The sequence below is a fragment of the Enterococcus sp. AZ126 genome (assembly GCF_051714545.1).
Classification (GTDB): domain Bacteria; phylum Bacillota; class Bacilli; order Lactobacillales; family Enterococcaceae; genus Enterococcus_L.
Map to the genome: position 1 here is coordinate 932,238 of NZ_JBIOSB010000001.1, position 14,650 is coordinate 946,887.

Sequence of the window (14,650 nt, forward strand, 5' to 3'; positions counted from 1 at the left end):
ATCCACCCTGCCCCCTTTCAAGAAGCCTATTTTTTTCCTTTAAAATCAAGGATTTTATCTATTTATCTCGTTACTTTTTTACTCGTGTATTGACTTGTTTTGGTTTCAAAATGATCGCTCCAAGAGACGGTACGATCGTCTGTATTTGATACCCAAATTGTTTAAACGATTTATTACTTGTTTTACTTACTTGATTTGGTTCGATCCAAGTTCCGCCAAATTCTTTCATCTCCGTGTTCAACACTTCTTCATACGTTCCTGGAAAAGGCACACCTATCGTAAAATTCTTTCTTTCCACTGGTGAAAAATTCAAAATAATGATCAGAAAATCTTTTTTAACTTTCCCTTTACGAATAAAACTTAAAACTGTTTCCTCCTTATTATCAGCGTCAATGATTTCAATTGTTTCTGCAAGGTGATCAAATTCCCACAATGCTTTTTCATTTTTATAGAACCTATTGAGCGTTTTTGTAAAATGTTGCATCGCACAATTCATTTCATCTTCAAGATCAATCCATTCTAAACTGTCCCCAGACTTCCACTCCAAAAATTGCCCCCATTCACTCCCCATAAATAAGAGTTTTTTTCCAGGATGTGTCATCAAGTAAATGTACAGATTGCGAAGTTGGGCAAATTGTTTATACCGATCTCCCCACATTTTATGCATTAAACTTCTCTTTCCATGGACGACCTCATCATGAGAGAGTGGCAAAATGTAATTTTCATTCATCATATACATAAATGAAAATGTAAGGAGGTGAAAGTTGTATTTTCGAAAGGCCGCATCCATTTCATAAAAACGAAGGGTATCATTCATCCAACCTAAATTCCATTTGTAGTCGAACCCTAGACTACTACTTTCAATACTTCCAGTTATTTTAATCTCTGAGGAACTTTCTTCTGCGATCATGATTACATAAGGATGTACATTTTTAATAACAGCATTTAATTTTTGTAGAAAGTAAAACCCTTCCCAATCACGATTTTCTCCTTCTTGGTTAAGTAGCGAAGGTCCTTCATCATAATCAAGATAAAGGATATTCGAAACAGCATCAACTCGAATACCATCGATATGAAATACATCGATCCAATAGAATGCACTGGAAATCAAGAAACTTTGAACTTGTGGTTTACTTAAATCAAAATTAAGCGCTCCCCAACGAACATTTTTTGCTCGAATCGGGTCATCATATTCAAATTGCGGTGTTCCATCATAATAAGCTAAGGCGTCATCATTGATACAAAAATGACCTGGCACCCAATCAATCAAAACACCGATATCATTTAAATGACACGCTTCCACAAAATCTTGAAATTCAACTGGCGTTCCATAATACGAGCATAGTGCAAAATAACCGATCAATTGATAGCCCCAAGATTCGCCTAAAGGATGTTCCATCAAAGGCATAAATTCAATATGGGAAAACCCCATTTCTTTAACATATGGAATCAGTACATCTTTCAATTTTTTAAAGGTGAAAGGTGTTCCATTCTCTTCAAATTTCCAAGAACTTGCATGGACCTCGTATATATTGAGTGGTTTTTTAAAATGATCCTGTCGTTTCCTCTGACCTAGCCATTGCCCATCACGCCATTTTTTCTCAGGTACAGTGTAGAGTATAGATGCATTATTAGGTCGTTTTTCGAAAAAAACTGCGAACGGATCGATTTTAAAAATTTCTCTACCATCTGACTGTTTCACCAAATATCTATACAGATCACCTTCTTTTGGTACTGTTGTAACTACTTCCCAGACACCAAATTCATCATCCTTTTTCATAGGTATCGAACGATCCCAGTGATTAAAATCACCCACTAGCCAAATTTTTTCGGCGTTTGGCGCCCATACTCGAAAAATAATGCCTTCTTGATTCTCCCAAACTGTCTGGTGAGAGCCAAAATAATGGTGGCTATAGAAATTTTCACCTGTTTGAAACAGTTTCACCGGGCTTTTTTCAGTAGACATTCATCTAGCCTCACTCTCTTAACCTCAACGACTTTTTTATTAATGATGATTAATAATAATAATAAATTTATTTTATAATAAGCAAAAAAGTTACAGAAAATAGTTTTCCTTTCTGAGTATTGCAAAAGAAAATACAGTAAAATTCCTGAAACTATAACTAATTTTAAGCTTTTAATAAAATAAATATCCTCTATTACTTCCGTGTACTAAAATTTTTCTCCATTATTCCGTTCTAAAAAAACTATATTATTAAATAAGGATGAGTGTTTCTTTCTTAAATCTAACAACAAAATAAAAAAAAAGAAAGAAATAGACCTTTAAAACGAAAAAAAATAGGTAGGAAGCAAAAGTAAAACCTACTTTTGCTTCCTACCTTAAATCCGAAATTGCCGTAACCTCAGAAGATGTAAAGACTGGTGTTACAAAATCTCTACCTGATTTTCAGGATTAAACGTATCAGTCTAACTTCATTTTTACTTATTGTGCCAACCAGTTAGCGACTTCATTCAAAGCATCGCTGATACCAGCTGGATTTTTACCGCCAGCTTGTGCCATATCTGGACGGCCACCACCGCCTCCGCCTACTTTTGGTGCAATTGTTTTGATCAAGTCGCCTGCTTTCAGACCTTTCTCATTTGCTGCTTTAGACATTGCTGCTAATAAGCTGACTTTTTCGTCTTGAGCTGTTGCTAACACTAAAACATCTGATAATTCTTTTTGTTTCCATTGATCTGCTAACTGACGTAATTGATTCATATCTTTTACATTTACCTGTGCAGCAATGTATGTTGTGCCATTGATTTCTTTAATGTCTTTGAAAATGTCTCCAGCTTGTTGATTAGCTAATTTTCCTGCAAGTTGTTCATTTTCCTTTTGTAAATCGCGTAATTGTTGTTGCAATTGTTCTGTTTTTGACACAACTTCTTTTAGTTGAGGTGATTTAACAATACTTGCAATCATTTTTAATTGTTTTTCTTCTTCGTTCATTAGCTCATACGCTTCTTTACTCGTAACAGCTTCAATCCGACGTACACCTGCACCGATCCCGGATTCGGACACGATTTTGAAAATACCAATATCTTCTGTATTTGTTACGTGCGTTCCACCACATAGTTCGATCGAGTAGCCGCCGATATTCACGACGCGAACTTCTTTGCCGTATTTTTCACCAAATAAAGCCATAGCGCCCATATTTTTTGCTGTATCGATATCTGTTTCGACTGTTTCAACTGGAATAGCTTCCCAAATTTTTTCATTGACGATTGCTTCCATTTGAACTAATTCTTCTGGTGTGACTTGACCAAAATGAGTGAAGTCAAAACGTAAGTGACCTGGAGCGACTAATGAACCAGCTTGATTGGCATGATCACCTAAAATATCTTTCAGCGCACGATGTAATAAATGAGTCGCAGTATGATTTTTCAAGATACGATTACGCATTTTTTCATCGACATGAAGTTCATACGTTGCACCTTCTACTAATTTTCCAGTCACTTGAGCCGTGTGTAAAAATTGACCGTTTGGTGCTTTTAACACATTTTCTACATGAGCTACGATCGTACCATTTTCATCTTTGATTGTTCCATGGTCCGCTACTTGTCCGCCCATTTCAGCATAGAAAGGTGTTTCAGCGAAAATCAATTGTGCTGTACCTTCTGAAAGTTCATTAAGGATTTCTTCGTCTTTTAAAATGATCAAAAGTTTACTTGTAGCGTCTAACTTGCTATAACCGACAAATTTACTGTCAACTTTAATATCCGTCAAAACAGCTGATTGAACGCCCATTGAGGTAGCTTTACTTCTAGCTGAACGAGCACGTTCCCTTTGCGCGTCCATTTCTTTTTCAAATCCAGCATGATCAACTTTTAAGCCAGAATCTTCTGCCACTTCTTCAGTTAATTCAACTGGGAAGCCATACGTATCATATAATTTGAAAATATCTTTACCATTTAAAGTAGCTTCATTAGCTGCTTTTACTTTCGTGATCAACTCATTTAAAATATCTAATCCTTCATTGATCGTTTCGTGGAAACGCTCTTCTTCTGTCCGAACCACTTTTTCTATAAATTCTTTTTGTTGCAATACTTCTGGGTAATAGCTGACCATCACATCACCAACTACTGGAACTAATTTGTATAAGAAGGCTTCGTTGATTCCTAATTTTTTCCCATGCATAACCGCACGACGTAATAAACGGCGCAATACGTAGCCACGGCCTTCATTTGAAGGCAATGCTCCATCTCCGATTGCAAATGATAATGCGCGAATATGGTCTGCAATGACTTTAAATGAAATATCGGTTTGTGGTGATTGACCATATGTTACTTGTCCGCTTAATTTTTCTACTGCATGAATGATCGGCATAAATAAATCTGTTTCAAAGTTCGTTGGAGCATTTTGAACGATAGAAACCATACGCTCCAAGCCCATGCCCGTATCAATATTTTTATGAGGCAGTGGCTCATACGTATTATCCGCTTGGTGGTTAAACTCAGAAAATACTAAATTCCAAATTTCCAAATAACGTTCATTTTCTCCACCAGGATAGTTTTCTGGATCATCTTCTGCAACGTCGTTGAATGACTCACCACGGTCATAAAAAATTTCTGAGTCTGGACCACATGGACCCGCACCAATATCCCAGAAGTTGTCTTCAATATCAATGATATGATCCATTGATAGACCAACCTCTTCATGCCAAATACGTTTTGCTTCTGTATCTTTTGGGTAAACTGTTACATATAATTTTTCAGGATCAAATGCCATCCATTCAGGAGAAGTTAGAAACTCCCACGCCCAGTGGATTGCTTCATTTTTAAAATAATCACCGATCGAAAAGTTCCCTAACATTTCAAACATTGTATGGTGACGTGCCGTTTTTCCAACATTTTCGATATCATTTGTACGAATCGATTTTTGTGCATTTGTGATTCTTGGATTTTCAGGAACAACTGACCCATCAAAATATTTTTTCAATGTGGCAACACCTGAATTGATCCACAGTAAGGTTGGGTCATTGACAGGCACTAGAGAAGCACTTGGCTCTACAGAATGCCCTTTTGATTTGAAAAAGTCTAAATACATTTGACGAACTTGACTACTTGATAATTGTTTCATTGTTTCATTCCTACTTTCTAAAAATAAGTGATGAGTTTTCGATTTTGTGCAACAAAAAAGCGGCATTCATTGCAACACAAGGACGACAAATCGCGGTACCACCTTGTTTGCAATGAAGTCGCTTGACATACATTCATTACCTCTTAACCTCCATAACGCAGAGTCGCGTTGATATTTCTACCAAAATTTATTTAAAGGGAGCAATTACGTTGTTGTGTTATTCTTCTTTCAACAATGAAGAACTTTCTGTAAACACTCTAAACCGAATCATATCCTTTAGTTTCCCTACAAATTATAAGGAAAGATTGAAAAAAAGTCAATGCTTTCAATTAACTTTCAATTTTAATGACTTTTCGATAGAGATACTCTTTTGGACTTAGTTTTTGATCTGCTGAAATCATATGCCTTGGATGGAAATAGGTGGATAGCGGCAGCATCTTCTCGATTATCGTTTCTTTTTCTACTAGTTGATTGATCAATTTACTTTTTGCCAAATCATCCGTCAGCTCAAAATGTTTTTGTTCGGTGTCGATCACTAGACCAAACATGTTCGCACCATCCATTTTGCTTTTAATTTGACGGCCAGATTCATTATCTTGAATCAGCAATTCATTTCCCCAGCGAAATAAACGACGGGTTCCCCCACCTACAGCAAACTCCCACTGATTTTGTGACAGCAAATCAAACCCTTGCCTTTTGACCGCAAGCTTTAATTCTTCGTGCGTGAAATCATTATGGCTATAGACAAAATAATAATCTGATTCAGGTAAGAACTCTAAATAACATTCATTTTTTACCAATAAAGATTTGGGGAATGACCAGGTGAAACTTTCTTCAGCAGATAGTTTAGGAAAAAGTTGCGCACAAATGATCTCTTCATATGGAAAAAATTGTTCTACTTCCCCTTCAAAGCTTCCTGTTACCGTGTCAAATATTCCTAAAAATTCAGTTCCAGCTGGTAATGCATATTTTTGAACAAACATGGCCGGAATCGCAACTTTTCTTAAATTCGTCGTATACTCATTTATGTAATCAGAAATTCCCTCTAACGATGTTAAATCATATTGAGGCTCTTCTTCTAACCATTCAGATACAGGTGAAATTTCTTCATTTGTTAAGGTCGTTTTGAATGTGTTTTTTTCCAAATCCTCTACATCAAATCCTAATAGCTCATGTGAACGTAGTCCCTCTGCGCCTAAATCCCAACCAAGAATCGCCTCGCTATTTCCAGGAATGAACACAAATAATTCACCATCAAACTCTAATTCAAACGTGCGACATTTAATGCCATACAGTTCAAAATTTACTAATTGAATCGTATTAATTTCAACAGTTGGTGGCACAAAATACATCAACAATTGCTGTAAAAGCCCTTCTTTTTCTGGATCTTTCAAATTTTTCCAATTTGCCCATTCAACTTGTTCAAATAAATCCACACTATTCCCTCCTCGTGCATTTCAAAAATATCTGTTATGCTTAAGTATACCATTGAATGATTCTTTCATTAAGAAAATTATCTGGAGGTTCAAAATGCACATACATTTTGGGAATGAACGATGGAATCAGGCAGCAGCTTTTGCCTTACGTTATGAGGTTTTTGTATTGGAACAAGAGATCTCATTGCACGATGAATTTGATAAATTAGATACTATAGATCGTTATTGCTTTGTGGCCTATGAAGGGACACTAGCAATTGCAACGATTCGTTATCAAAATAAAGACAACCGAACGATCCAACCTGATCGCTTCTGTGTTCGAAAAGACTATCGCAATAGAGGGATCGGAAAGAAATTACTTTTGTTATTAGAAGATCAAGCACGAAACGACGGGTATAAATGTAGTATGCTCTCTGCAGAAAAAACAGCTTTACCTTTTTACAAATCATTACATTACTCCGTAAACTCTGAAGAGTACTTGGAAGATGGCATCGTTTGTGTCGAGATGATCAAAAAATTAAGCAGCTAAGACGAGTTGATCCATCTTGCTGCTTCATTTTATTTATAACTATTCTTTTTAGATTTCTTAGCTGTCCGAGTTTGTTGACGACGTTCGACTTTACGTTTTTGCTTGTTACTAGCTGAAATCGCCCATTCGATTTTCTTTTTGTAGCCTGGTTTGATTTTTTTCTTTTTCTTTTTAACTAACCCAATCAGCGTTGGATCTTCTAACGCATCTTTTGATTTTTCACGCTTGGTTCGGCGATTACGGTCATACGTATCAATCAACTCACCATTTTTGATTTCTTTGGGATGAAACTCGATTCCTAATTGTTCCACTTCAGAGATTGCTTCTTCGTCTGCTGGTGAATACAAAGTGATTGCTGTTCCATCTAGCCCATTTCTTCCTGTTCTACCTACTCGGTGAATAAAGAAGTCAAGATCACTTGGCACTTCTGCATTGATCACATGTGAAACTCCTTCAATATCAATACCGCGAGCAGCTAAATCGGTGGCAACAACATACTGAAATTCAAGATCTTGCACTTGGCGCATGACACGTTTACGTTCTCTAGGAGAAATATCCCCATGAATTTTCGCAACTTTCAAGCCTTGGTCTTTTAAATAATCAGTAATTTCATCGACACGTTGTTTCGTATTAGCGAATACAATGACAAGGTAAGGATGTCCTATCGTCAATAATTGATAAATTAGACGATTCTTATCTTTTCCTTTAGTAGAAATCAACCAATTATCGATTGTTTCTGAGATGATATTCTTCGGTTGGATATGCTCTATTACAGGATTTTCCATATATTTTTTTAAGAACGGTTTTAGCTTTTCAGGAATCGTCGCTGAGAAAACAAGCATCTGTAATTTATCAGGCAGACGTCCGGCGATTTGATCAACTTCTTCTAAAAAGCCCATGTCTAAGGTCATATCTGCTTCATCCACCACAAAAGCAAATGCAGTATGAGCTTTTAATGCTTGTTCATTCATCAAATCTAAAATACGTCCCGGTGTTCCAATAACCACGTGCGGTTGCTGATGTTTTAATTTCGCAATTTGACGTTGTTTATCTGTCCCACCGACAAAATTTGTCACACGAATTTCCGGCTGACTGAATTTTGCGATTTGAACTGCTTCTTGGTAAATTTGATTTGCTAACTCTCGACTGGGTGCCGTGATCAAAATTTGCACTTCATCCAATTGAGGATTTACTTTATTCATCAATGGTAATAAAAATGTGTGGGTCTTTCCACTTCCTGTTTGAGATTGACCGATCACACTTTTGCCTTTTTTAATGACAGGAATCAATTTTTCTTGTACTTCTGTTGGTTGTTCAAAACCTTTATCTGCTAGTGCTTCCATGATAAAATCGTTGAACTGAAATTGTTTAAATGAACTCATTTACCTCACCTCTTTCAAACTTGTTGTGTAAGTCCTCATGCATTATACCACAAAAACCACAAATCCTTATTGATTTTCTGTATTTTTCTCTCTTTTTATCGTGCTGATCGTATAGGTATGACTTGCTTTTTCATAAAATAGCCGACGTTTTTTTCTGATAAGTACATAAAACACATTGATGAAAAACAGGAGTAGTAAGAATGAACAAAATAGAAACAACATAAAACTCACAAGCTGCAACATACGATTATTCGAATTCAGTAAATCGGCTGAACTTGTCATGTAGGAACTGATCAGACCATAAACAAAATACAAATACCCATATCGAATAAATAGCGCTCTAAAACGAATTTTTTCATGCCCTTCTTCCACTACTTGAATACGCACGATTTTCTTGCCTATCGTTTCTCCATTCGTAAGTTTTGGCAATAGCATAAACACTAAAAAGACCATAACGAAAAACCAAACTCGTCCTTCTAATGCAGGATATCCTGCAAACCATTCTCTATACTGAGGAATTAAGTTTAGAAGCAACATCACAATTGTTTGAACGATCGAAATCACAAACCAATCGATCAGAAAAGCCACAAATCGTCTAAACAAACTGACCGACTGTCCCTTTTCATACGCCGCCTCATCCAACTCATCTCTTGTTGGAAACAAAAAGGTCAACATCGGTGTGATCCCATAACCAACAATTCCACCAAACGTATTATTGATCAAATCATTCACATCCGCTAAACGGTAAGGTCTAGGATAGATAAAGTACAAACCGCTCAACTGCGTCAATTCAAAAAAGAGCGACAAGAGAAAACTAGCTAAAACAACTTTTTTAAATGAGCACTTAAAATAATAACGCAAGTAAACACCAAACGGGACTAAAAGCAAAACATTGAATACAGGTTCTAACACAACTCCTTGTCTAAGAGCTGGAACAAAGGTACTTGGATCATGGATATTCAATACCGTATCGTGTAAAAAACGACTAACAAAATAAAATGGTCGTAATTCAAAATACTGACTAGTATATTGCGCTACTTCCGCACGAGGTGGCAATGGTAAAATAATTAAAAAATACGCACATAATAAATAAAATACAAACGAATATAGTATCAGTGCCCGCCTAAATAAAAAGGTGCCATATTTTCGATATTCTCGAATAACAAGTACAAACGAAATCGCAAACGCTAAAAAAGGAAACACGATTATCGCCGTTTTGATTGGCACAGTGTATGCTGACATCTAGAAATCACTCCTTTTCTCCAGTGTAGTAGAAAATAACTATTTTGTCATTTCTAAAAACGAAAGTTTTAACAAAAAAATATATTATGCAAATTGAAAAAATTGCAGTATGATTGTTTTATAAGGATTTAGATTACAATATGGGAACAAATTTTAGTATTCAATTCTTACATACGGAGGTCTTTTTATGTTAAATCCATACTTTGCTTTTGGCGTACCTATCTTTCTACTTTTTTTATATATTGTATTTGCTATTATTAGAAAAAAAAGCAAACTGCATTACATTGGCTTTGTCCTTCTACTGATTGCCACCTTTATGATGGCGTTTAGTTTTCAGGTATTACAAGGATTATGGACTTTGGAAGATAGTCATTCCATCGAGCAACTAAATAATTTAAATTACTCGCCAGAACTATTGTGGATCCCACTTATTTTAGGGGGCGTTTTAGCTCTTATTAATCTTTGGCGTGGTGTGAAGCGAGTGCAATCATTTCGGGAAGATTCGGACTAGATACAAAAATAGAATATAAAATGCATCCTATATATTTCACAGAGAAGTTTCAAATTGTACCAAGCTTTTGTATGAATTTCTAGATATGATTGCTATTTTCGGTCGATTTACGAAACTTCTTTCCCATTGGAAACAATATTGACAGCTTTAAACTGCTTATGTCGTTTTTTTGGATGGTTTCACAAATTATTTTGTTTGAATGAAAGAAAAATATTTTATGGAAATACCGTTATTATTATTGAATACTTTTTTCAATGACCAAATTATATCTGGTAACAAAAAGAAAATCATTCGTAAATATCATACTTGTGGGAATATTTATCACAGCTATTAAGGAAATAGAAGACATGCTGGAAATTTTAGATAAACAGATTTGTTCCTTACTGAGAAACAGTTGATTTCCATACGGAAAAATTATGACAAAAAGACGGAATAAACATACTTTTTTTAATGCTTATTATGGTACAATAAGAAAACAGAGAAGTTATGACGGTGGCTACTTCTGAAAGGTGGTGGTGCTTATGAATGTAAGTGCTGAAATCTTTAGAAAGGAGAATGCCTTTGTCCGCATTGGAAACAATTCAGCTGATTTTAAGCTTTGGTCTGTTCACCATCGCTTTGATCAAACTGATTGTGGAATTGCTTAAAGACAAAAAATAACCGTCAGCTTTAGCCTGGCTACGGTTATTCTTAAAAAATAATCTAATCTAGTTACCGTCTTAAACGGCTCTGTCGAAGAGGATATGTTAGCGCATATCCTCTTTACGGGTTCATTATAGCATAGAAATCAATAAGTTTATAGTTAGATTATCTCTATTTTTTATTCTCTTACAATATCAAGAACAGATAGTGAATGACTTATTATTTGCAATTTGATACTATTCATTTTTTGCGTTAAACATTTTTACCGTTAATCCATTATTCATAAATTTGTATGCAATATAATTCTTCTTATCTTCTTCATGTGTTGACAAAAAGATTTGCTTTTCAGTAATTTTTTTCTAAGTACATTTATCAAGGAAGAATCTCCCAATAATCTAAAAAATAGAAGACTTGAAATCATTTTTATGATTTTCGGTCTTCTATTCTATGGTTCTTGGGACATGTCCCAAGCTCGTTAAGATTAATAATATAAAACAACTATTTTAGCTTTAATTCTTCTTCACAAACTCTGATTTAAGCTTCATTGGACCAAATCCATCCACTTTACAATCAATATTATGACCATCAGCTGCATCAACCACTAAACGAATACCTTTAACTTTCGTTCCTTGTTTGATTGCACCACTTGCTCCTTTGACCTTCAAATCTTTGATAACTGTCACGTTATCTCCATCCGCCAAAATATTTCCATTGGAATCTTTAATAACAGCTGCTGTATCTTCAGCTGTATCGGTTGGTGACCATTCATGTCCACACTCTGGACAAATAATCATGCCGCGATCCTCATAAGTATATGTTGAACCACATTCAGGGCAACTTGGTAAATTTTCCATCTAAATTCTCCTCTTCTCTTTATAGATTCAGCGCCCCTTACTGCTTAAAGTAACGGGTCTTCTCTTTTTAATAGCTCCTGATAGTTATTATTTTAATGAAAAAATCTCATAAAAATAACAGCTATCCATCAAAATGTTGTCAATTCATTCTATCGTATTTCCAGATGAAAGGGAAGACCCATTTACAAGAGAAATTTACAAGAAAACATTTATTTGCCTTTTCGATATAAGGAAGATTAGTCATACTCTCAATCATTTATTTTCCATCATCATAACTTATTTTTGACACACTAGCATTCTTCAATCTACCATCGGGTAAGTCTTCATCTATGCCAAAATTATATTCTCTTAGGCGTTTGTCTTTCGTCATTTCTTTTATTCGTTTTTCTTGACCATGATTTTTATTCACTGAAAAAGCAAAACCCAACTACACCAAATGATATTATTTGGCACAATTAGGTTTAGCTTGTCTTAAAAAATCACTATCCACTATTTAACTGACTTTAGAATAGCAGAAGTCTTGCTAATTATTTTTTATATTCTTTACATAATTTTTGAATCGCTTCATAAATAGCCTTTATTTCTTTTTGATCCTTAGCATTCGCTCCACTGGCTAGAGGATGTCCGCCACCATGATGTTTTTTGGCCAATTCATTGATCACAGGACCTTTTGAGCGTAGACGTACTCGGTAATACCCTTGTGGTTGTTCCACAAAGATTCCCCATGCCAAAACTTCATCGATCACACCAGGTAAAGATACGATTGCGGCTGTGTCTGAATCTACAATACCATATTCATCAAGTAACGATTGGGGCAGAATAACTTTAGCTGCCCCTTGTTCATCCACTTCAATATTTTGGTACACATATCCAGCTAATTTAGCCACATTCATTGGAATTTGTTCTAATTCACGATTTAGCTCTGCAGGATTAAAATCAAACGACATCAATTCGGCGGCTACTTCTAATGTATGAGGCGTCGTTGATGGATATAAAAACCTGCCAGTATCTCCGATAATTCCAGCATATAACAAGCGAGCTGCATTGCTATTTAGGACCAATTCATCTTGATTAAGATGATAGAAATCCGCAATAATCTCACTACAACTACTCGCCTTCGTATTGACCCAAACCAAATCACCATATGGATCATCGTTCGGATGGTGATCTATTTTAATCAATTCCGCCCCTAAATCATAACGTTCATCACTGATTCTAGGAGAATTAGCCGTATCAGTCACGATAACTAATGCATTTTTATATGTTTCATCAGACACTTCATTCATTTGCGCTAAAAACTCTAAGCCCTCAACAGGACCGCCTACTTGATAAATATTTTTCTCTGGAAAGCTTTCTCGTAAAATTTCTGCTAAACCAGCTTGTGAACCGATCGCATCTGGATCAGGTCGTTGATGGCGATGAATAATAATTGTTTGATACATTTTTATTTTTGTTAAAATTTCTTTGACAACATCCATATTATACTTCCTCCTAGGTACGCTCCATTACTTGGCAAACAACGATTGCTTTCGCGACAAGTGCATTCTCCAAATAAACTTCAATGTCCAATTTCGCTGACCGTCGCCCAATTTCTAAAACTCTTGGACGAATAGTAAGTTCACTTTCTAATTGAATCAAACGCAGATAATGCAAACTCATTTGTTCAATCAAAACATTTCTTCTTTGATTAGTGATCATCGTGCGCTGTGTCACATTTGAGATGATTTCACTTAAGACACCAAATGAAATCGTCCCAACACTGTTGACCATTTGGGGTGTGACGGAAAATTTGAACTGAGGCTCATCTGCTTTTCCGTTCTCGTCAATAGGCATGACTTCACCAGAGATTTGATCTGAAATCGTATCAGCAATTTGGGGTTGTCTTTGAACGAGCTGCATTGCTTTCATTACATCTTGTCTAGAAACGAAACCAACTAATGATAGATCGTCTTCAACAACCGGCATGACTTCTAATCCATCCCAAATCATTTGATGGCTGACACTAGCAACACTCATCATTTTTTTCACTACGATCGGATCTTTGGTCATGACTTTATCCATTGCCAATGTTTCTGTTTTGCCTAAAACATCTTTAGCTGTAACGATTCCAACCAATCGCAGGCTTTTATTTACTACAGGAAAACGTGAATGATGGGTTTTTTCAGAAAGCTTTTGATAATCTGCAATGGTATTCGTGGAATATAAGTAATTCGTTTTTTCTAATGTCGTATAAATGTCACTGACCAACATAATATCTTTTTTGATCAATTGATCGCTCAATGCACGGTTGATCATGGTAGCCACAGTAAACGTATCATACGTTGTTCTTAGGACCGGCATTTCTAATTCATCCGCCAACTCAGCAATTTCGACTTCTGTGTCAAATCCACCAGTGATCAAAACAGCCGCCCCATTTTCCAGAGCTAATTTTTGAACCCCTTGACGATTCCCAACAATCATCAGTGATCCAGGCGTAATGTATCGCGTCATCGCCTTTTCAGTCATCGCACCGATCACAAACTTATTTAAGACCTTATCTAAACCAGCTGTTCCCCCTAGAACGTCACCCTCAATAATACGAACCACTTCACCAAATGTTAATTTTTCGATATGTTTTTTTAATTTACGTTCAATTCGAATTGTTCCCACACGCTGGATCGTCGAGACTAATCCAATGTTTTCAGCATCTTTAATAGCCCGATACGCAGTGCCCTCACTCACACCAAGATTTTTAGCAATGCTTCTAACAGAAATACGATCACCAATCGGCAATCCTTCAATATACTTTAATATTTGATCATGTTTCGTCGCCATAATGTCCTCCTTATCTTAAAAGTGTAGTGGGTTCGTTCAGCTTTGGCTGGAAAGTCATTCATTTTTGCAAAATTTTCTTCGGACTGAACAATCAAAAACTTATTCTCTTAAGACTTTATATTTTTGTTTTTTCTTTCACTTTTCATACATCATCAGC

The 14,650-nt window shown here is 35.8% G+C and carries 12 protein-coding genes; 3 read left to right on the top strand and 9 right to left on the bottom strand.

Annotated elements, in window-relative coordinates; translation table 11 throughout:
• Positions 1 to 70: 70 nt before the first annotated feature.
• The 3 genes from glgB to IGI43_RS04605 all read right to left on the bottom strand — a co-directional run bounded on the left by glgB (position 71) and on the right by IGI43_RS04605 (position 6,519).
• Positions 71 to 1,966 carry a 1,4-alpha-glucan branching protein GlgB gene (gene glgB, locus IGI43_RS04595; protein WP_438756651.1) on the bottom strand — a complete coding sequence of 632 codons (1,896 nt, stop codon included), beginning with the start codon at positions 1,964 to 1,966 and terminating at the stop codon, positions 71 to 73.
• A 477-nt stretch (positions 1,967 to 2,443) separates the two neighbouring features.
• Positions 2,444 to 5,083, bottom strand: coding sequence for an alanine--tRNA ligase (alaS, locus tag IGI43_RS04600; RefSeq protein ID WP_438756652.1), 2,640 nt, complete (start codon positions 5,081 to 5,083; stop codon positions 2,444 to 2,446).
• A gap of 329 nt (positions 5,084 to 5,412) precedes the next feature.
• Positions 5,413 to 6,519: a DUF7278 family profilin-like fold-containing protein gene (locus IGI43_RS04605; RefSeq protein ID WP_438756653.1), complete on the bottom strand. Its 1,107-nt coding sequence runs from the start codon at positions 6,517 to 6,519 to the stop codon at positions 5,413 to 5,415.
• Between the two features lie 94 nt (positions 6,520 to 6,613).
• Between IGI43_RS04605 and IGI43_RS04610 the strand changes: the two genes are divergently transcribed.
• On the top strand, positions 6,614 to 7,048 hold the full coding sequence (locus tag IGI43_RS04610; RefSeq protein WP_438756654.1) for a GNAT family N-acetyltransferase: 435 nt from the start codon (positions 6,614 to 6,616) through the stop codon (positions 7,046 to 7,048).
• Between the two features lie 29 nt (positions 7,049 to 7,077).
• On the opposite strand, the gene IGI43_RS04615 is transcribed toward IGI43_RS04610, so the two are convergent.
• Both IGI43_RS04615 and IGI43_RS04620 read right to left on the bottom strand, forming a co-directional pair.
• Positions 7,078 to 8,430: a DEAD/DEAH box helicase gene (locus IGI43_RS04615; protein ID WP_438756655.1), complete on the bottom strand. Its 1,353-nt coding sequence runs from the start codon at positions 8,428 to 8,430 to the stop codon at positions 7,078 to 7,080.
• A 66-nt stretch (positions 8,431 to 8,496) separates the two neighbouring features.
• A complete protein-coding gene (locus tag IGI43_RS04620) occupies positions 8,497 to 9,672 on the bottom strand; it encodes a VanZ family protein (protein WP_438756656.1) in 1,176 nt (391 codons plus the stop codon).
• A gap of 187 nt (positions 9,673 to 9,859) precedes the next feature.
• On the opposite strand from IGI43_RS04620, the gene IGI43_RS04625 reads away from it, so the two are divergent.
• Together IGI43_RS04625 and IGI43_RS04630 are read left to right on the top strand one after the other, a co-directional pair.
• On the top strand, positions 9,860 to 10,183 hold the full coding sequence (locus IGI43_RS04625) for a hypothetical protein (RefSeq protein WP_438756657.1): 324 nt from the start codon (positions 9,860 to 9,862) through the stop codon (positions 10,181 to 10,183).
• A gap of 555 nt (positions 10,184 to 10,738) precedes the next feature.
• A complete protein-coding gene (locus IGI43_RS04630) occupies positions 10,739 to 10,843 on the top strand; it encodes a putative holin-like toxin (protein ID WP_438756658.1) in 105 nt (34 codons plus the stop codon).
• 491 nt (positions 10,844 to 11,334) lie between these two features.
• Here the strand turns inward: IGI43_RS04630 and IGI43_RS04635 are convergent, their stop codons facing one another.
• From IGI43_RS04635 to IGI43_RS04650, 4 genes are all read right to left on the bottom strand, one after another.
• Positions 11,335 to 11,679, bottom strand: a complete 345-nt coding sequence (locus tag IGI43_RS04635; protein WP_438756659.1) for a zinc ribbon domain-containing protein YjdM — start codon at positions 11,677 to 11,679, stop codon at positions 11,335 to 11,337.
• Positions 11,680 to 11,935: 256 nt separating this feature from the next.
• The gene (locus tag IGI43_RS04640) at positions 11,936 to 12,106 is read right to left on the bottom strand and encodes a hypothetical protein (RefSeq protein WP_438756660.1); all 171 of its coding nucleotides are present in this window, start codon (positions 12,104 to 12,106) and stop codon (positions 11,936 to 11,938) included.
• A 100-nt stretch (positions 12,107 to 12,206) separates the two neighbouring features.
• On the bottom strand, positions 12,207 to 13,157 hold the full coding sequence (locus IGI43_RS04645) for a DHH family phosphoesterase (protein WP_438756661.1): 951 nt from the start codon (positions 13,155 to 13,157) through the stop codon (positions 12,207 to 12,209).
• Positions 13,158 to 13,170: 13 nt separating this feature from the next.
• Positions 13,171 to 14,493: a DRTGG domain-containing protein gene (locus IGI43_RS04650; protein ID WP_438756662.1), complete on the bottom strand. Its 1,323-nt coding sequence runs from the start codon at positions 14,491 to 14,493 to the stop codon at positions 13,171 to 13,173.
• Between the last annotated feature and the right edge of the window lie 157 nt (positions 14,494 to 14,650).